The organism is Nannocystis pusilla (assembly GCF_026626665.1).
GTDB lineage: Bacteria > Myxococcota_A > Polyangia > Nannocystales > Nannocystaceae > Nannocystis > Nannocystis pusilla.
On sequence record NZ_JAPNKE010000002.1, the window covers coordinates 1,940,432 to 1,959,256 of the forward strand.

Annotated in this window: 11 protein-coding genes and 1 pseudogene; 5 read left to right on the forward strand and 7 right to left on the reverse strand. The window is 73.7% G+C overall.

The genetic code is table 11. The features are described from left to right. Nucleotides 1-151 precede the first annotated feature (151 nt). The 6 genes and pseudogenes from OV079_RS08620 to OV079_RS08640 all read right to left on the reverse strand — a co-directional run bounded on the left by OV079_RS08620 (nucleotide 152) and on the right by OV079_RS08640 (nucleotide 9,700). Complete coding sequence (locus tag OV079_RS08620) at nucleotides 152-1,621, reverse strand: DUF1254 domain-containing protein (RefSeq protein WP_267767361.1); 1,470 nt, start codon at nucleotides 1,619-1,621, stop codon at nucleotides 152-154. 719 nt (nucleotides 1,622-2,340) lie between these two features. Further along, a complete protein-coding gene (locus OV079_RS08625; RefSeq protein ID WP_267767362.1) occupies nucleotides 2,341-4,584 on the reverse strand; it encodes a tetratricopeptide repeat protein in 2,244 nt (747 codons plus the stop codon). Between the two features lie 82 nt (nucleotides 4,585-4,666). Beyond that, a pseudogene (locus tag OV079_RS57475) lies at nucleotides 4,667-5,143 on the reverse strand (DUF4388 domain-containing protein); the annotation flags it as partial. 218 nt (nucleotides 5,144-5,361) lie between these two features. Beyond that, nucleotides 5,362-7,491 (reverse strand): sensor histidine kinase, encoded by a 2,130-nt coding sequence (locus tag OV079_RS08630; protein ID WP_267767364.1) that lies wholly within the window; start codon nucleotides 7,489-7,491, stop codon nucleotides 5,362-5,364. Continuing rightward, nucleotides 7,488-8,132 (reverse strand): DUF4390 domain-containing protein, encoded by a 645-nt coding sequence (locus tag OV079_RS08635; protein WP_267767366.1) that lies wholly within the window; start codon nucleotides 8,130-8,132, stop codon nucleotides 7,488-7,490. Before OV079_RS08635 ends, OV079_RS08630 begins: the two co-directional genes overlap by 4 nt. Continuing rightward, nucleotides 8,129-9,700, reverse strand: a complete 1,572-nt coding sequence (locus tag OV079_RS08640; protein ID WP_267767369.1) for a BamA/TamA family outer membrane protein — start codon at nucleotides 9,698-9,700, stop codon at nucleotides 8,129-8,131. The genes OV079_RS08635 and OV079_RS08640 overlap by 4 nt, the downstream gene beginning before the upstream one ends. A gap of 61 nt (nucleotides 9,701-9,761) precedes the next feature. Between OV079_RS08640 and OV079_RS08645 the strand changes: the two genes are divergently transcribed. Continuing rightward, nucleotides 9,762-10,145, forward strand: coding sequence for a response regulator (locus tag OV079_RS08645; protein WP_267767371.1), 384 nt, complete (start codon nucleotides 9,762-9,764; stop codon nucleotides 10,143-10,145). Nucleotides 10,146-10,417: 272 nt separating this feature from the next. Here the strand turns inward: OV079_RS08645 and OV079_RS08650 are convergent, their stop codons facing one another. Next, nucleotides 10,418-11,176 (reverse strand): NTP transferase domain-containing protein, encoded by a 759-nt coding sequence (locus OV079_RS08650; RefSeq protein WP_267767372.1) that lies wholly within the window; start codon nucleotides 11,174-11,176, stop codon nucleotides 10,418-10,420. Between the two features lie 211 nt (nucleotides 11,177-11,387). On the opposite strand from OV079_RS08650, the gene OV079_RS08655 reads away from it, so the two are divergent. The 4 genes from OV079_RS08655 to OV079_RS08670 all read left to right on the forward strand — a co-directional run bounded on the left by OV079_RS08655 (nucleotide 11,388) and on the right by OV079_RS08670 (nucleotide 18,802). Then, nucleotides 11,388-14,498 carry a hypothetical protein gene (locus tag OV079_RS08655; protein ID WP_267767374.1) on the forward strand — a complete coding sequence of 1,037 codons (3,111 nt, stop codon included), beginning with the start codon at nucleotides 11,388-11,390 and terminating at the stop codon, nucleotides 14,496-14,498. A 15-nt stretch (nucleotides 14,499-14,513) separates the two neighbouring features. Next, the gene (ypfJ, locus tag OV079_RS08660) at nucleotides 14,514-15,407 is read left to right on the forward strand and encodes a KPN_02809 family neutral zinc metallopeptidase (RefSeq protein WP_267767375.1); all 894 of its coding nucleotides are present in this window, start codon (nucleotides 14,514-14,516) and stop codon (nucleotides 15,405-15,407) included. A 243-nt stretch (nucleotides 15,408-15,650) separates the two neighbouring features. Then, nucleotides 15,651-16,310 (forward strand): putative inorganic carbon transporter subunit DabA, encoded by a 660-nt coding sequence (locus tag OV079_RS08665; protein WP_267767376.1) that lies wholly within the window; start codon nucleotides 15,651-15,653, stop codon nucleotides 16,308-16,310. Further along, a complete protein-coding gene (locus tag OV079_RS08670; protein ID WP_267767378.1) occupies nucleotides 16,208-18,802 on the forward strand; it encodes a DUF2309 domain-containing protein in 2,595 nt (864 codons plus the stop codon). Before OV079_RS08665 ends, OV079_RS08670 begins: the two co-directional genes overlap by 103 nt. Nucleotides 18,803-18,825: the final 23 nt, after the last annotated feature.

Here is an 18,825-nt window from a genome sequence, read left to right on the forward strand (position 1 = left end):
CTCGGGACAGGCGGGCCGAGGCGCAGCGATGTGTCTCTCGGGACAGGTCCGAGGAGGTGCGGCGGGGTGTCTCTCGGGACAGGAGCGGCGAGGTGTCTCTCGGGACAGGCGGGCCGAGGAGCGGCGAGGTGTCTCTCGGGACGGGCCGTGCTCACGGCATGCGCGCGACCGGGGGCGGGACCCAATCGCCGCGCAGGGCCGGCTCCTTGGGCCAGTAGAGGCGCATGATCAGGTTGAAGTGGCCGGCGGGGGCGGGCAGCCAGTTGGCCTCGCGGGCCTTGCCGGGCGTCTCTTGCTGGATATAGATGTCGAGCGAGCCGTCCTTGTTGCGCCGCAGCTTGCTGCGGTCACCGAGGGCGTAGCGGTCGAGCGGGTTGTCGACGAAGAAGTGGTGCTCGTCGTAGAGGGTGAGCGACCAGAAGCCCTCGACGGGCGGGGTCTCGCCCTTGTCGAAGTGGAGGACGTAGCGGTGGGCGCCGGTCAGCGGTTCGCCGTTGCCGTCGACGTTGGTGGCGGGGTAGAGGGCGTCCTGCGGGAGGTTGGCGCCGAGGCCGATCTCGGCGACGAGGGCCCGCCGCGCGTAGTCGACGCCGTACTGGCCGGTGTCGGTGAAGATCCGCCAGCCGTTGACCTTCTCGCCGGGCAAGTGGCGAGCGGCCGCCGCCAGCTCGGCGCGGGCGTCCGCGACGCCCTCGCGCAGGGCGAGCAGCTCCGCGGGTCCGAGGGCCTCGGCGTCGAACGGGGTGCCCCGGACGAGCTTGAGCTCGCGCATCTTCTCGACCATGGGAGCGTCGGCGTCGCTCGGCGGGTTCTCGGGCAAGAGCTCGGCGACGCGGGCGAAAAACTGCTCGGGGGGCATCGCGGCGACCTGCTGCGGCGGCGGGGTGCCGATGTCGACGCCGGAGGTCAACGGCGGCGGCTCGGGCGCGACGGCCATCGGTCCCCAACCCGACAGCGGGGTGAGCTTGAACTGATCCTGCAGCTTGTGGACGGCGAGGGTGTCGAGCTCGCTGGTGACCCGGGTGCGGCCGATGATCCAGACGGTGTCGGTCGGCGCGCGCAGCAGAGCGAGGCCCTCGGGCAGCTCGCCCTGCCAGTCGGGCCCGGCGACGGCGTAGTGCTGGACCTTGTTGCCGGTGGTGCGCGTGCCCGGCGAGGCGAATACTCGGGTCCAGGCGTCGAGCATGGGCATGAGCCAGTAGCGCTTGCCCATGTCGGGGATGCTCAGGACGATCGGCTCCTTGGCGAGGTCGAGCCAGGCAGAGGAGTAGAGGGTGTCGGCGTTGGGGCTGACGACCTCGCGGAACTTGGCGCTGGGGTAGGCGCGCAGGTGCTGGAAGGTGTTGATGGGGGTCTGGACGGTCATCACCTGGCGCGTGAGGTCCATGAGCACGAGCGGGTAAGCGAAGGTGTAGACCTGCTCGGCGATCTTGCGCAGCCGCGGATCGGCGGTCGGTGCGGGCGGCGGCGGGGCAGGCTGCGGCTGGGGGACGGGCTCGACCGGCGCTGCCACCTCCTGCGCGGGCGCGAGGGCGACCTGCTCGCTGCGGTGACACGCGAGCGCGAGGAGGGCGGCGGGGAGGAGCGGGACGAGCGAGCAGCAGGACGAGCTCCGGTGCATCGGGCCAGGCTGGCCGAGGCGCGCCGCGGCGCAAGCGAGCGGCGCGGCGCGAGGCCACGCCGGGCCCGACGAGGCGCGACGAGGGACACGGGGCGGGCGGGCGTGGAGCGCCCGGGGAGGGACAGCCGAGAGAGACGCGGCGGCCGGGCGGGGAGGATGTCCGAAGAGACATGTGCCGGGCGGATGACCCGGGGACATGTTGCGCCCCGACGATCGGGGTGCCCCGACGAGGATGTCTCGCGGGACATGTGCCGGGCGTGTCGCTTGGATGCCCGAAGGGACATGTGCCGGGCGGATGACCCGGGGACATGTTGCGCCCCGACGATCGGGGTGCCCCGACGAGGATGTCTCGCGGGACGTGTGCCGTGCGGGTTGATGGGGTGTCCGAAGGGACATGTCCGGGGGATGACCCGGGGACAGGTTGCGCCCCGACGATCGGGGGGCCCCGACAAGGATGTCTCGCGGGACATGTGCCGGGGGTGTCGATGGGATGTCCGAAGGGACATGTGCCGGGGGGATGACCCGGGGACATGTTGCGCCCCGACGATCGGGAAGCCCCGACGAGGATGTCTCGCGGGACATGTGCCGGGCATGTCGAAGGGATGTCCGAAGGGACATGTGCGGGCGAGCGACGCGGATGTCTCGAGAGACATGTGGTTCCGCGGGGCCGTCCCTGGGGACGACTCCGCGGACGAGGCGACCTGGGCGGTCGCGCCGGCTTACTCGGCGTCGCGGTACTCGAGCGCGAGCTCGCAGTACGGGTCGAGGTAGAGCGCGCGCTCGAAGCACTCGCGGGCGCTGTCGGGGGAGCCCATGCCGACGTAGATCGCGCCACGGTAGGCGTGGAGGATCGCCAGGCTGGGGTTGATGCCCTCGGCGTAGTCGAGCAAGTCGAGCGAGTTCTGGGCGATCTCGGGGTCGCCGCCGCTGGCCCGGTAGCGGGCGAAGGCGAGGTGGGCGTGCAGGTCGGCGGTGTCGAAGCCGGTGTTGTACGCGTCCTCGAACAGGGCGACCGCGGTGTCGTAGTCGCCCTCGCGCATGGCGACCTCGGCCTCGCCGTAGCGCATGGCCGCGTAGGCCTCGGCGCCGCCGTCGGCGCCGCCGCCCTCGTCGCTCGCCCCGACGAAGGTGTTCTCGCCGCTGGCGAGCATCGGCTCGTCGGCGTAACCGGCGTCGCCGCCGAGGTCGCCGAGCTCGGGCTCTTCGTCGAGCGGGTCGAGCTCCTCGGCCTCGGCCTCGTCCTCGTCCTCGTCCTCGTCCTCGCCGATCTCGGCCGAGAGATCGCCGGAGACGTTGGGATCGCCGAGGTCGGCGAGGTCGACCGACAGGGAGAGATCGCCGGAGACGTTGGGATCGAGCGGGGCGCCGTCGAGGTCGTCGCCGAGGTCGCCGGCGAGATCGCCGAGGTCGTCGCCGAGGTCGAGGCCGTCGAGGTCGTCGAGGTCGGGCAGCGGCTCGTCGGCGTCGCCGAGCAGGAGGTCGTCGTCGACGCCGCCGAGCAGGTCGTCGGGATCGAGGCCGGCGTCGGCGGCGAGGCCGGCGTCGGGGCTGACGGGCGCGGGGGCCTGGAGGGCGCTGTCGCCGGCGAGGTCGCCGAGGTCACCTGGCTCTTCGGGCAGGTCTGCGAGGGACTCGGGGGCGAGGCTGACGGGCGCCAGAGTGGGGGGCGGCTCGGCGTCCTGCTCGCCGGCGAGGCCCGCGAGGTCGGCGAGGGCGTCGTCGGTCTCGCCGCTCGGCTCGTCGGCGTCGGCGGCGGCGGCCACTGGCGGCTCGGCCGACGCGTCCTCGTCGGCCGCGTCCTCGTCCTCGATCATCTCGTCGTCGTCGAGCTCCTCGAGCTCCTCGATGTCCTCGAGCGGCTCGTCGCCGTCGGCCGACTCCTGCGGCTCGTCGGGGAGGGCGACGCCGACGAGGGACTCCTCGGGGAGGGGCTCGTCGGGGATGGCGAGGCCGGCGAGGGACTCGTCGGGGAGCGGCTCGTCGGGGATGGCGAGGCCGGCGAGGGACTCTTCGGGGAGCGGCTCGTCGGGGATGGCGAGGCCGGCGAGGGACTCCTCGGGGAGGGGCTCGTCGGGGATGGCGATGCCGGCGAGGGACTCGTCGGGGAGGGGCTCGTCGGGGAGGGCGACGCCGGCGAGCGACTCGTCGCCGAGGAGGTCGTCGGGGTCGGGCAGGTCGTCGGGCAGCTCGGGGTCGTCGAGCAGGGCGATGACCGCGGAGGTGTGCGAGACGTCGGCGGCCTCGGCCGGCGGGACGGGTGCCGGGGTGTCCTTGCGCAGCAGCGAGGAGAGGCCGGGCGGCGGGCCGAGCTTGTGCGCGGGGGCAGGGGCGGGCGCGGGGGCGGGCGCGGGGACGGCGGCGCGGACCGAGTCCTCGGGGCCGTCGCGCAGGTCGCTGAAGTCGGTCTCGGAGTCGAACGAGCCCGAGACGTCGGCCGCGGCGGGGGCGGGGGTGAGCACCGGCGCAACGGCGGGCGCGGGGCGGGGGATGATCTCGCGGCTGGCGGCGGCCTGCAGCTTGGCCCGCAGGTTGCGCGGGTCGGTGACGATGCTCTCGTCGACGTTGAGGCCGCGGAACATCTCCTCGTCCTCGGTCGGCAGCAGCGGGACGCGAGGGTTGCGGCTCGAGGAGGCGCCGAGGTCGACCGGGAGGCGGCTCGGCAGCGGGGTGTCCTCGTACTCGCCGATGGTCGAGAGGACCTCGAAGCCGGGCGCGAGCTGCTCTTCGGGCACGGTCGGCGGGGTCAGGTTGGGCCGCAGGGGCGCCAGGCGGCGCGGCGATTTGGTCTCGAGGGCGTCGACGACGCCGGCGCTGATGAGGCCGAGCAACAAGGTCGACAGCTGCGGGACCTCGAGGTCGGGCCGGCGCGACAGCAGCTCGTCGGTGGTCCGGCTGCCGTCGATGCAGCGCAGGAAGTAAGCTCCTCCGGCAAGAGCTCGAGGCCGGCCGCGTCGCCGGTCCACTTCGGGCTCTGGGTCGGGTACCTGTCGGCGTACGGGCGCAGGGCCTCCGCGCGCGCTCGTCGGTGAAGCGCTCCTGGATCGCGGCGAGGATCAGCGCCTCGGTGGTGCCGGCGGGCGGGGTGCCGGTGAGCCCGGGCTCGGCCCCTTCCTTGAACTGGAAGCGGCCCTCCTCCCAGGCGAAGATCTCGAACAGCTTGCGCCGCAGCTGCTCCTCGAGGCCGTAGCGCAGGTTGTGCTCGGAGAGGATGCCCATCTCGACGAGCAGCTCGCCCTGCTTCTTGCCGGTGCGGCGGATGGCCTCGAGGGTGTTGTCGCACTGCTCCTGGGTGATGAGGCCCTGATCGGTCAGGACCTGGCCGAGGAACTCGCTGGCGAGGTTGCTGCGGACGACGGTGGGCCGACCGTCGACGAAGAACACCACCTTCTTGGTGTCCCCGCTCATCAGGTAGAGGCTGCCGGTGACGCCGGCGCCGCCGATGTCGCGCAGCAAGCTGGAGAACGGCACGCGCTTGAGCGAGCCCTTGGTCGGGAACCCGAGATCGGTGTCAGCGGAGGTCATGCGCGAGAGCTCTGGAGCCGAGCGGGCCTACGATACCCCGGCGGCCACAAGCCGGGCAGTCCAGTCCGCGTGGAGTCTGCGCCGGATCGGGCGCCGGACGAGGCGCGTACGCCCGCGCCCGGGCGGTGTCAGAGTCGGTCCGCGCGCCGCGCTGTTTGCGCGGCCGAAGGGGCCGGCGCGCTGCGCAGATCTGCCCCTCGCCGCGGAGCCGCCCGCGGTCACCCGGGAGGCTCATGGAGCGGCAGCCGGATCACCACGGCGGCGCCGCCGAGCTCGCTGTCCTCGACCCGCACCTCGCCGTTGTGATCGAGGACGACCTTCTTGACGATCGCCAGGCCGAGGCCGGTGCCCTCCTTGCGGGTCGACTCGTAGGGCTCGAACACCCGCTCGCGCCGCTCGGGCTCGATGCCGGGGCCGTTGTCGTCGACCCGCAGCTCGACGAACCCGGGCTCGCCCTCGGCCGGGCGCGCGGTGACCCGCACGTGGACCGGGCCGCGCTGCCGCTGCGACAGCACCGCGTTCTCGACCAGGTTGACCAGGCACTGCTTGAGCAGCTGGCGATCGCCGAGGATGACGAGCGACGGCGGGGCCGGCATGACCTCGAGGACATCCGATTCGCGCTCGGTGAGGTGGCCGTAGGCGCGCTCGAACTCGGCGAGGATCCGCGCGACCACGGTCGGCTCGAGCTGGGCCTCGGGGACCTTGGCGAAGCGCGAGAAGCTGGTGACCATGCGCCGCAGCGACTCGATCTCGTCCTCGACGATCTCGACCGAGGAGCGGAGCAGGCGCGAGAAGTTCTCGTCGGTGCCGGGGTCCTTCTCGCGCAGCTGCTGGGCGGCCAGCTGGATCGGGGTGAGCGGGTTCTTGATCTCGTGGGCGATCCGCCGCGCCATCTCCTGCCAGGCGCCGACCCGCTGCAGGTACGAGAGCTTGCGCTGGGCCGAGGCGAGCTCGTCGAGCATGCCGTTGAAGGCGGCGCCGAGCTGGCCGAGCTCGTCGTTGCCGAGCTCGGGCACCCGCGCCAGGAGATCGCCGCCGGCGACCCGCAGCATGGCGTCGCTGAGCATGCTGAGCTTGCGCGTGGTGGCCCGCGCGAGCAAAAAGCCGGCGATGAAGGCGACCATCAGCACGAGGGCGCTGGCGGCCCCGATCGCGCGGTAGACGGCCCGCTCGAGCTCGCCGCGATCGACGACGTTGCCGTCGACGGTGACGTAGTCGAGGCCGCGCTTGATCATGCCGAGCGACTGGTAGTCGCGGTCGAGCGCCGGGTCGAGGGCGAAGATGGCGGCCAGGCTGGCCTGGTCGATCGGGCCTGTCGGAGAGGACATGTTCAAGGGGACAGGGCCCGACATGACCCAGATCCGCGCGCCCTCGTCCTCGGGCAGGAGGGCGCGCCGCTCGGCCAGGGCCGAGGGCGGGCCCTGGGCCTGCAGCTCGACGAGGTCGGCCTCGCGGCGCAGGAGCTCGTGCAGGAGCTCGCGCAGGGCGGCGGGGTCGTCGGCCGCGATCTCGCCGCGCGCGGACGCCAGCTCGACCTCGCGGGCCATGGCCTCGAGCCGGGCGCGGTAGGTCTCCTTGCGGGCCTTGACGTAGCCGTCGTAGAAGGGCAGCGCGAGGGCGACCGCGTCGTCGCTCTTCTGCGTGGCCGAGCCGACGATGCCCTCGAAGTACTGCACGGTGAGGGCGACGAGGTAGGCCGAGGCGCCGACGCAGAGGATGCCGAGGCACACGAGGGCGGTGATCACCCGCGACTCGAGCCGGCCCCACCACGGGACCCGCGGGGCGGCGACGATCCGCTGGCCGATCCGGGTCATGCGGATCCGCGAGAGATCGGAGGGCCGCGAGTCAGGGACCGAGAAGCGGGCGAACGAGGCGAACGACTTCTGCGGGGCGTCGGTCGAGGACTTGTGCGCGGCAGACTCGGGCCGCGCGGCGGCCGTGACGGCGGAGGGCGGGCGCCCGGCGGGCCGCGCGAGCGGGCGCGAGGGCTCGCGCTTGCCGAGCGGGCGCGAGGACTCGCGGGCGGCAGAGCGCGGGCCCTGCTGCGGGGAGGACGACGAGGATCCTGCGAGGTCGTCGGGGGCGCCGCGAGCGGAGGTTCCGGCGAGGGCGTCGCGGTTGCGGCGAGCGGAGGATCCTGCGAAGTCGTCGCGGGCCGGGGATCCTGCGAGGGCGTCGCGGTTGCCGCGAGCGGAGGATCCTGCGAGGTCGTCGCGGGCGGGGGATCCTGCGAGGTCGTCGTGCGCACCCGGGGTCGGGCGCGACGGATCGGCGGCGCGGTCGCCCGGTGGGGCGTCTGCCGGCCGCGGGCGCGGGGCGTCGTCGTCGCTGGGGCCGCGCGGACTCATGACGACACCAGATAGAAGCCGGGGACGGTTTTTATTGCGAAGGTCTGCTCGGCGCTCTGGGTGGCGCGGACGAAGATGCCGACCCAGCGCGAGAAGACCGAGAGGTCGCGGCCCTGGCCGCGGTCCCACTCGTCGCCCGACTGCGGGGCGAGCAGGTCGCGGTCGATCGGGTTGCGCTGGCCGACGACGGTGGCGAAGTACACGGCGTCGGGGCCGCGCTGGAGGGCGCTGACGCGGCCGACGCGGACGCGGTCGAGGGTGGTGGCGCGGGCGATGGCCTCGTCGCGCTCGGTGTAGTAGCGGATCTGCAGGGCCCGCCCCGGATCGCTGGTGGTGACGACGTAGCGCTCTTTCCAGGGGTTGTACTGGATCTTGACGACGCGCGAGCGCTGGTCGACCGGGACGCTGTGACCGGCGCGGTAGAGGACGATCTCGAACACGAGGGTGGTGGCGAACGCCGACTCGAGCGAGGCCATGGCGTCGACGTCGCGCGTGGGCAAGAGCTCCGGCATGGCGACGGTCATGAGCACGCCGTCGCCGACCTCCTCGAACTTGGCCCGGCGGTTGCGCAGCAGCTCGAGGCCGCTGGCGCCCAGCAGCGGCAGCGAGAGGCCGGCGAGGAGGAGGGCGCGCCGTCTCACAGCGGGGTCCTCCGCAGGACGTTGCCGACGCTGAACTCGAGCGCGCCGACGACGGTCTCGAGGCGCAGGCCGAAGTTGGCGTTGAAGCCGATCGGGGCGGCCCACTCGCCGGCGGCGCGGTGAAGGGCCCGCTCGGCGGCGTCGCCGGCGAAGGTGAAGATGCCGGTCGACCACACGAGGTAGCCGGCCTTGATCCCGCGCACGCGGTTGCGCTGAAACAGCGGCCACACGTACTCGAGGTCGAAGCGGGCGAACAACGAGCCGAGGACGCGGCGGTCGACGCCGGTATTGAAGACGTCGACCGGGCTGCGGGTGGTGTAGATGAGACCCAGCTCGCGTCCGGGGGTCCAGTCGCTCAGGTCGCCGGCGAAGAAGCGCTCGAACCGCGGGGCCCGCCCGGCGATCTGCCCGGCGACGACGCTGGGGGTGATCCAGTGGCCCCAGGGCAGGCGGAAGCTGTAGGCGCCGCCGGCGACCAGCTTGATGTACTCGTACTCGCTGCCGACCAGCGGAGAGCTGAGCTGGAGGTCGAGGGCGACCCGCGCGCCCTTGCCGAACCGCGCGGCCTCGTCGCGGCCGTCGTAGTTGAGGCCGAAGTTGAAGGAGGTGAGGCGGTGGACGCCGGCGTGCAGCTCGAGGTCGATCGGCCGCGACTCGCCGAGCGGCGAGGTGTAGGTCGGGTCGACGGGGAGCTGGGCGCCCACGCGCTCGAAGCGGTAGTCGAGGCCGAAGACGAGGCGGTTACCGGCGTTGAAGGTGGTGCCGAGGATGCCGCCGATCCGGCCGTAGTCGACGGTGCGGAACAGGGACGGGTCGGGATCGTCGGTGCGGCCGGCGATCCGGTACGGCTCGCTCGCAGAGGTGACGTAGACGGTGCCGGCGAGGCCGAACCGGCTGCCGCGCAGGCGCGGGGCGGCGAGGTGGAGGCGGAAGGCCTGCTGCCGCCGGCTGCGCGGGACCTGCCGCGGCAAGCTGCCCCACACGAAGCCGCCGCCGAGGTGGAGGGCGCGGCCGAGGAAGTTGCGCTCGAGCGCCTGGACGCCGCCGCGGAAGGGGGTGAAGCGAGATGTCCCGAGGTACAGGTCGGTGACCTCGAGCGAGCTGCGCTCCTCGACGTCGACGGTCAAGGTGACGCTGCCCGGCTCGCCGGCGAGCGGGCGCAGGCGCAGGGTGACGCGCTCGAAGGCGTCGGTCTGGAGCAGGCGCAGGCGCGCCCGCTGGACCCGCGCGTCCTCGGGCCACAGCAAGGTCTCGCCCTGGCGCAGGCCCTCGGCGGCGAGGATCTCGAGGACCCGCGCCGACGGGGTCTGCTCGGTGCCGCGGACCTCGAGCGCGGCGATGGTGACGCTGCGCCGCTCCTGCGCGGCGGGGCCCGCGGGCCCTGCGCTGGAGCTCGCGGTCGGGCTCGCCGTGCTGGCCGCGCTCGCAGGCACGGCCGGACCGGCGGCCGCGGCGGTCAGCGGCAAGACCCCTGCCGCGAAGAGACCCCACGCGGGGCCGCACGACCACCGACTCGGAGCAGGCCGCCGGGATCGGCGGTCGCCTGCGCGGGCGTCAGGGGCGTGCATCGGCCGCGAGTGTAACGCAAGGCGCGCCCGCGCCGCGCCGTTGTCCGCTAGACTGCAGCCCGTGGAGGGCCGCAAGCTCGTCGTCTACATCGAGGACAACCCGAGCAACTTCGCTCTGGCCCGCAAGATCCTCGAGCTGTCCGGCGAGTACGAGGTCATCGGCGCCAAGGACGGGGTGTCCGGCCTGGCCCTGGTGCGCGACCGGCGACCCGACGTCGTGCTGCTCGACCTCGACCTGCCGGGGATCAGCGGGATCGAGGTGGTCCAGCGGATCCGCGCGACCCCCGACATCGCCGCGACGCCGGTCCTCGCCGTGACGGCCAGCGTGATGAAACGCGAGCGCCGCCAGGCGATGGACGCGGGCTGCGATCGCTTCATCGAGAAGCCGTTCGACATCCACGAGCTGCGCAGCCGGGTCGACGAGGTCGCGGCGATCCAGCGCTGAGGCGGGGGCGCGACCAAGGGCGCGGGATCTTGGCCGCGCGGTCGGAGTGAGGGAGCAGCGAGGGCGCGTCGAAGGCGTGGGATCTTCGCCACGCGGTCGGAGCGAGGCCGGGGCAGGCCGCGGGTCTCGTCGGGGCAGCAGAGGCGCGGGGACTCGGGAGCCCGCACCGGGCGCAGGGTTCCGCTGGAGCAGGTTCGAGAGGACATGTTTTGAAGAACATGTCTTCGAGGGCATGCGCGTTCGGGCATGCTCTTGAAAACATGCCCGAAGGGTCAGCCGGTGCGGGCGGCCAGCAGCTCGCCGAGGGCGGCCAGCTGCTCGGGCGTGTTGACGCCGGCGACCTCGTCGGCGGGGACCTTCAGGGTGTGGACGCCGCGGCCGGCCGCCCGGGCCACGAGGTCCGTCAGGTAGATCTCCCCCTGCGCGTTGGCCCGCCCGAGGGCCGGCAACTCGCTGCGCAGGAGCTCGGCGGCGGCGCAGTAGACCCCGGCGTTGCACTCCCGGATCGCGCGCGTGGCCGCGTCGGCGTCGCGCTCCTCGACGATGGCTTGGATCCGCCCGTGGTCGTCGCGGACGATCCGGCCGTAGCCGTGCGGGTCGGCGGGCTCGAAGGTGGCGAGCGCCAGGCCGGCCCCGCTGGTCGCGCAGGCGTCGAGCAGGCCGGCGAGGGTGGCCGGCCTGAGCAGCGGGACGTCGCCGGAGAGGATGAGCACCGGGCCTTCGTGATCGCCGATCGCGGGTAGTGCGCACTGGACCGCGTGCCCGGTGCCGAGCTGCTGGGCTTGCAGCGCGAACCGCAGGTCGGCGAACACGGGCCGCAGGGCCGCCTCGACCTGCTCGGCCCCGTGACCGACGACGACGACCAGCCCGGCGACGCCGGCCGCCCGGGCGCTGCGCAGGACGTGCACGGCCAGCGGCTCGCCGGCCAGCGGGTGCAGGACCTTGGGCAGGTCGGAGCGCATGCGCGTGCCCTTGCCCGCGGCGAGGACGACGGCGAGCGGGGGCGAGGCAGGGACGAAATCGGCTGGCACGCGCGGCGGACGTTAGCAAAATCGCCGCGACCTGGCGTTCGGGTCAGCCGGCGACCGGCGTCGTGCGCCGCGCAGGGGCGCTCGCGCTCGCGTGGGACAAGGTGGGACCCCGGCGGCGGCCGTCACCCCCGCGACAAAGCGAGGCTTTGGGCCGCCAGGTTGCGCCGCAAGGTCCCCTGTGCGACCGTTGGTGTCGGTCCGCGCGATCGGGATGGCACTCCGTAGCAACAGGTTGGCTGGTTGGAGCTCGGCGCCGATCGCCGTGGCGGTGCTGGCGCTCGCGTGCGGCGGTCCCGGCGCTCGCTCCGAGTCGGGGCCCGATCTGGCCAACCTGGCCGCGAAGACCGGCGTCGACGAGCCGATCCGCCGCGAGCCGCCGATCTCGCTGACCGCGGCCGACGGCGCCGAGCTGCCGCTGCGCGTGCTGCGAGTGCGGGCGGTGCTCGATCAGCCGCTGGCGTTCACGGAGCTCGAGCTGGCGTTCGACAACCCGGAGGGCCGCACGCTGGCCGGCCGCCTGGCGCTGGCGATCCCGCCGGGCGCCCGCGTGACCCGCTTCGCGGCGTTCCGCGACGGCGCGTGGCAAGAGGCCGAGGTGGTGCCGCGGCGCACGGCGATCCAGCAGCTGGCGCTGGACCACGCGCCGCAGGAGCCGCAGCTGGTCGGCGCGCCGGAGGGCGAGCGCTTCGTGGCGCGGGTCGAGCCGATCGCGGCGCGGCAACAGACGCGGCTGATCGTGGCCTACACGCAGGAGATGCGGGGGCGCAGCGAGCCGTACCGCGTGCCGGTGGCCGGCCTGGCGCCGCTGCGCGAGCTGGCGGTGGCGCTGCGCTCGCGCGCGCCGCTGGTGATGGGCGGCGACCCGCTGTTCGCCGGGGTCCGCGGCGACGGCGAGTTCTACCGCTTCGCCGACGTGCGACCGACCGGCGACATCGTCGTGCAGCCGCACGGGCCGCGCGAGCTGGGCCTGCGCCACGACAACATGGTGGTGGCCCGGATCTCGCCGATCCCCCACGACCACCCCGATCCGGTCGAGAGCCTGGCGATCCTGTTCGACACCAGCGCCTCGCAGGGGCTCGGCTGGGACACCCACGTCGACCGCCTGGGCCAGGTGATTCAAGAGCTCGGCGCACGTGTCCTGGAGGACATCCCGCTGCGCGTGGTGGCGTTCGACCAGGGCGCCGAGGTGGCCTACGAGGGCCCGATCCGCGGGTTCGGCGAGGCCGAGCTGGCGGCGATCCGCTCGCGGCGGGCGCTCGGCGCGTCGAACCTGCTCGGGGCGCTGCGCTTCGCGGCCCGCGGCGGCGAGCGGCCGGCGCGGCGCATGCTGGTGATGACCGACGGGCTCGTGACCGCCGGGGCGCACACCGAGGCGGCGCTCGTCAGCGAGGCGGAGCGGCTGCGCAAGCTCGGGGTGGCGCGGCTCGACGTGATGGTCGAGGGCGGGGCGGCCGACCCGGCGCTGCTGCGCGGGCTGACGACGCTGACGCAGCTCGGCGCGCGGCCGGAGACGATGAAGGCGATGGGCCACGAGCTGGCGGCGGCGCGGCCGGGGCTGGTGCTGCGCAGCGGGGTGACGCCGCGGGTCGCGGCCCACCGCATGACCCGCACGGTGGTCCGCGACGTCGAGGTGCGCGTGCCCGGCAGCGGCTGGGTCTACCCGCAGAAGCTCGAGAGCGTGCAGGCCGGCGACGACGTGCTGGTCTACGCCGAGTACGCCGAGGACGAGCTCGAGGTGGAGCTCGTCGGGCACGAGGTCGCGGCCCGCCACGGCGTGGCCCTGACGCGCTCGCCGTCGCCGCTGCTGCAGGACGCGTGGGCGGGGGCCCGCGCCGCCTGGCTCATCGACCAGGCCCGCTCGTGCGCCCGCGGGCCCGACGACACCTGCGACAAGTTCCGCGAGCGCGCGGTCGAGTTCTCGCTGTCGAACCGGATCGTCAACGACGCCACGGCGATGGTGGTGATCGGCTCGGCCCACGACTACGCGCGCTTCGGCCTCGACGGCACCTCGCTGCGCGACGTGCTGGCGGTCGGCAAGTTCGGCGCCGAGTGGCGCGAGGCGGCCCCGGTGTCGCTGCCCGACGAGCGCGTCGCGCCGCCGTCGCACGCGCTGCTGGCCGAGCTGCGCATGACCAGCTTCGACGCGGCGCCGCCGGCGGTCAGCGCCGCGCCGCCGCCGCCGGTGCCGCCTGTCCGTTCGCGCAGGTCCCAAAGGCAAGGTCCAAAGGGACCTGTCCGCGAGAACAGCCGGGCCGACGCCGCGGCCGAGCTGGCCCGCGAGGACGCGCGCGACCGCCTGCGCGACAAGGACGCCGGGCTGCGCTTCGGGCCCCAGCGCACCCCGGCCGACGCCTACGAGGGCAACTTCCTGGCGGTGATGAACCTGCTGGGCGCGTGGGACGACAAGCGCAACGCGCTCGGGGTGGCCGAGCGGTGGCAGCGGGCGGCGCCGGCCGACGTGATGGCGCTCTTGGCGTTCGGCGAGGCGCTCGAGGCCAACGGCCGCGACGACCTGGCGGCCCGCGCCTACGGCTCGCTCATCGACCTGTACCCCGGCCGCGCCGACGTGCGGCGCACCGCGGCGGGCCGGCTCGAGCGCACCGGCGAGGCCGCCAACTGGCTGGTCCTCGACGCCTACAGCCGCGCCATCGAGCAGCGCTACGAGGACCCGGCCGGCTACCGGCTGTACGCCTACGCGCTGCTGCGGGCCGGCTACTTCGGCGAGGCCTGGGCGGCGCTGCTCGACGGCATGGCGTGGGCCCGCGTCGAGCCGAAGACCCGCGGGCTCGAGCGGGTGTTCAAGGACGACCTCGGCCTGGTCGCGGCGGCGTGGATCCGCCGCTGGCCCGACCAGCGCGACTACGTGATGGAGTCGCTGCGCGTGCAGGAGGCCGAGCTGGCCGAGCAGCCGTCGCTGCGGTTCGTGCTCAGCTGGGACAACGCGCAGGGCGACCTCGACCTGCACGTGCGCGACGGCCACGGCTGGCACGCGTTCTACCGCGAGAAGGCGCTCGAGTCCGGCGGCCGCCTGCTCGACGACATGGACGCGGGCTACGGGCTCGAGGCGTTCGTGATCGACGGGACGGCCTCGGCCTACCCGTACCGCCTCGAGGTCGGCTACTACGGCCGCAACGCCGACTACGGGGCGGGCAAGGTCCAGATCGTCGAGCACGACGGGGCGGGCCAGCTGTACTTCGACGAGCGGCCGTTCGTGGTGCTGAAGCAGCGCGGTTACGTCGACCTCGGGGCGCTGACGGGCCCGCTGGCGCCGACCGACCCCAGCCAGGGCGCGGTCGCCTCGCTGGCGCCGGCCGGCAAATAGGATCAGGCTCGAGGCATGCGCTTCGAGAAGGGCTACCGCAGCGACGACGTCATCGACCGCCGGGGCCAGCGGAGCTTCGGCGGCGGGGGCGGCGGCGGCGGGGCGATCCTCGGCCTCGTCGGCGTGCTGCTCCGCTCGCGCTTCGGCTGGATCGGCGTGATCATCACGCTCGTGCTGTACGCGACGATGGGTCGCTGTGAGCAGCAGGGCGCGTACCTGACCGAGCAACAGGACGCGCCGGTCGCCGCCGACAAGGCCGACGACCTGTCGAGCTACGTGGCCTACGCGCTCGACGACGTGCAGGGCTCGTGGCTGGCCCGCTCGCCGATCTCGGTGTCGGGGGCCGGGCCGACGCCGTATCACAAGGCCAAGCTGGTGCTGTTCACCGACCGCACGCCGACCGGCTGCGGCTACGGCGACGCCGCCTCGGGGCCGTTCTACTGCCCGGCCGATCAGCGCGTGTACATCGACCTCGGCTTCTACCGCGAGCTGCGCGAGCGCCTCGGCGCCACCGGCGACTTCGCCCAGGCCTATGTGATCGCCCACGAGGTCGCCCACCACGTGCAGAACCTGCTCGGGCTGTCCGACAAGGTCCACGCCGCCTCGCCGCGCCAGCTGCAGGGCGCGGGCGGGCTGTCGGTGCGGCTCGAGCTGCAGGCCGACTGTCTCGCGGGGGTGTGGGCGCGCGACGCCGAGCTGCGCGGCAAGCTCGACCCCGGCGACATCGAGGAGGCGATGCGGGCGGCGGAGGCGATCGGCGACGACCGCCTGCAGAAGATGGCCCGCGGCACGGTGCAGCCGGAGTCGTTCAGCCACGGCACGTCGCAGCAGCGGGCGCGGTGGTTCGCCCGCGGCCACGACTCGCACGACCCGGCCCAGTGCGACACGTTCGGCGCCGCCGCGCTGTGAGTCGGAGGATGTGCCAGAGGACATGTTCCATGGGACATGTCCCGAGAGCCACGACTGAAACGTCGCGAGCGGCGCGACCCATCGAATGCGACCGCAAGGCGGGGCGAGGCGGGCATTCGTCCGCGAGCCGTCTGAGGCCGTCGCGGCCGGCTTTATGAACACAGCTTAACCGGTGGTTCAGCGCGTGCCTCGACACCGGCGTTCATCCTGGCCGGGCCGCGAGGTGCTCGCGCGCGGGTTCCCATGTCGACCGCAACGGCCCACCAGCTCTTCCACGACGCGCAGCCCGAGGTCGCCGACGCGCCCGACATGCACGCGCGCGTGCGGGCGGCGCTGGAGCACGCCTCGCACTACCTGCCGGCCCAGGCGCCGCTCGAGGTGTTCGTCCATCACAACACGCTGCACGCGTTCCAGCACCTGCCGTTCCACGCGGCCATCCGCGAGGCGCAGAGCAAGCTGCGGGTGCGCGGGTACCTGACCAAAGAGACATACCGCGATCTGCTGGCGCGCGGACGGATCCGCGACGACGACCTCGACGCGGTGCTGGCCGACGAGCAGTTCTCGGCCGAGCCGATCGCGCCGGGCTTCCCGAGCCGCGACGTCGCGGCGGGGCTGGTGATCCGCCACGGCGTGGGCGCCGAGACGATCGCCCACCTGCGCTGGAACCTGGTCGAGAAGGACGCGGCCAACCGCTTCGACGGCGACATCCGCCAGGGGCCGCGCGACGCGATCGTCCGCAGCACGCGGGCCTGGCTCGAGCAGGAGGTGGCGGCCGCCGGCGGCCCGCGGGCGCGCGCGAGGTGGCGGCCAAGGTCGTCAGCCCGACGCCCGGCGAGCGCGCGCTCGATCCGCTGCTCAAGCTCGGCGCGCTGCTCGGCCGCCGCGTCGACCCGCGCGACATGATGGCGGCGTTCGCCTGCGACCCCGAGCTGTTCTCGGTGCGCGCGCTGTGGACCGCGTGCGTCCGCGCGTGCGAGCACCTCGAGGGCCAGCCGTGCCCGCAGGCCACGCCGGCGGTGTTCCACCGCGACCTCTTGCTGCGCACCAGCGGCGAGGACCCGAACGAGATGGTCCACGCGCACCTGATCCCGTTGTGCGCGGCGTTCCTCGACCGCGGGCAGTCGTACTGGACGATGCCGGACCGCGAGCGCGGGTTCTTCCGCGCGTGGGCGAAGGTGCTGTCGTCGGGGCTCGGCGTGCGCCCGGCCTGGCTGGCGGGCCTGGGCGAGCGGCTGCGCGACTGGGACGCGCGCAAGCTCGGCGCCGAGGACGTGGTGATCGAGCTGCTGGCCGAGCTCGGGATCGCGGACGACGAGCTCGAGGCGTTCGTCGAGCACACGCTGCTGCAGCTGCCGGGGTGGGCGGGGATGTTCCACCGCCTCGAGCGCGCGCCGGGGCCGATCGGCCGCACGCGCGCGCAGGTCCGCCTGATCGACTACCTGGCGGTGCGGCTCGTGCTCGACCTGTTCGCGTACCGCGACGTCGCGGCGCGCCTCGGCGTCCGCGGCCGGGCCGGCGCGATCCGGGCGGCCTGCGCCGCGCTGCCGCAGATCGCGGGGCCGCAGCAGCGCGGCCGTCACGACACGTCGTGGCCGCTGTTCCGTCTGTGTCAGCTCGCGGGGGTGTCGGCGGCGACGATCGATTCGGCCAGCCGCGCCGACGTCGAGGCGGTGCTTTCGTTCCTCGACGAGCTCGACGAGGGGACGCGCCTGCGGGTGCTGCACGAGGCCTACGAGCGCCGCTACCGGATCGAGCTGCTCGACGCGCTGGCGGCCAACCTGGCCGCGCCGCCGCCGGTGGCGTCGCGGCCGCGGCATCAGGTGGTGTTCTGCATCGACGACCGCTTCGAGTCGTCGCGCCGCCACCTCGAGGAGCTCGCGCCCGAGTGCGAGACCCTCGGCGCGGCGGGGTTCTTCGGCCTGGCGATCGCGTACCAGGGCATCGACGATCCGAGCACGTTCCCGCTGTGCCCGGTGGTGGTCGAGCCGCAGCACCGGATCGAGGAGCAGGCGCTGACGCGCCAGTTCAGCGTCGCCGAGCTGCGCGCGAGCCGGCGCCGTCAGCTCGGCGAGATCGAGACGGCGTGGGGCCGGATGTCGCGCTCGCTGCTGCTCGGATCGATCGTGACGGCCATCGCCGGGTTCTTCGCCGCGATCCCGCTGCTGGCCAACGTGTTCTCGCCGCGCGCGGCCGGGCGGGTGCGCAAGGCGATCGCGCGCTGGTGGCTGCCCGAGCCGATGACGCGGCTGACGGAGCTGCGCGCCGAGCAGGACGGCACCCGCACGGCGCAGGTGATGTCGGGCTTCACCCTCGACGAGATGGCGACGCGGGTGGCGGCGCTGCTCGAGAACATGGGCATCGTCCAGCGCTTCGGGAAGCTGGTGGTGGTGCTCGGCCACGACTCGTCGAGCGTCAACAACCCGTACTTCCCGGCGTACTCGTGCGGCGCGTGCGGCGGGCGCTCGGGCGGGCCCAACGCGCGCCTGTTCGCGCGCATGGCCAATCAACCGGGGGTGCGCGAGCGACTGGTGGCCCGCGGAATCGTCATCCCCGAGGACACCGTGTTCGTCGGCGGGCTGTACGACACCGCCAACGACATGATCCGCCTCTACGACGCCGAGGACCTGCCCGACGCGGCGCTGCACGAGCTGCGCGTGCTGTCGCCGCAGCTCGAGGAGATGTGCCGCCGCAACGCGCACGAGCGCTGCCGCCGGTTCGCGTCGGCGCCGCGGCGGTCGACGTCGGAGCGGGCCTTGCGGCACGTCGAGGGGCGCGCGTTCGACCTGGCGCAGGCGCGGCCGGAGCTCGGCCACGCGACCAACGCGGCCTGCTTCGTCGGTCGGCGCGAGCTGACCGCGGGCCTGTTCCTCGACCGGCGGGCCTTCCTCGTCTCGTACGATCCGGAGCAAGATCCGAAGGGCGCGATCCTCGAGCGGATCTTGCTCGCCGTCGGCCCGGTCGGCGCCGGCATCAACCTCGAGTACTTCTTCTCCACCGTCGACATGGAGCGCCTCGGCGCCGGCACCAAGCTGCCGCACAACGTCACCGGCCTGTTCGGGGTGATGAACGGGGCCAGCAGCGACCTGCGGACCGGCTTGCCCAAGCAGATGACGGAGGTCCACGAGCCGGTGCGCCTGCACCTGGTGGTCGAGGCGTCGCCGGCGACGCTGCTGGCGATCGCCGGGCGCCAGCCGGCCGTCGCCGAGCTGGTGACCAACGAGTGGCTGCGGCTGGTCTCGGTCGATCCCGAGACCCGGGCGATCCAGACCTTCGACGCGCGCTTCGGCTTCCGCCCCTACACCCCGCTCAGCGCCGGGCTGCCGCGCGTGCGCAGCTCGAGCGACTGGTACGCCGGGCGCGATCAATTCCTGCCGCCGGCGCTGATCCGGCCCTGACCTTCGGACATGGTCTTCGCGTC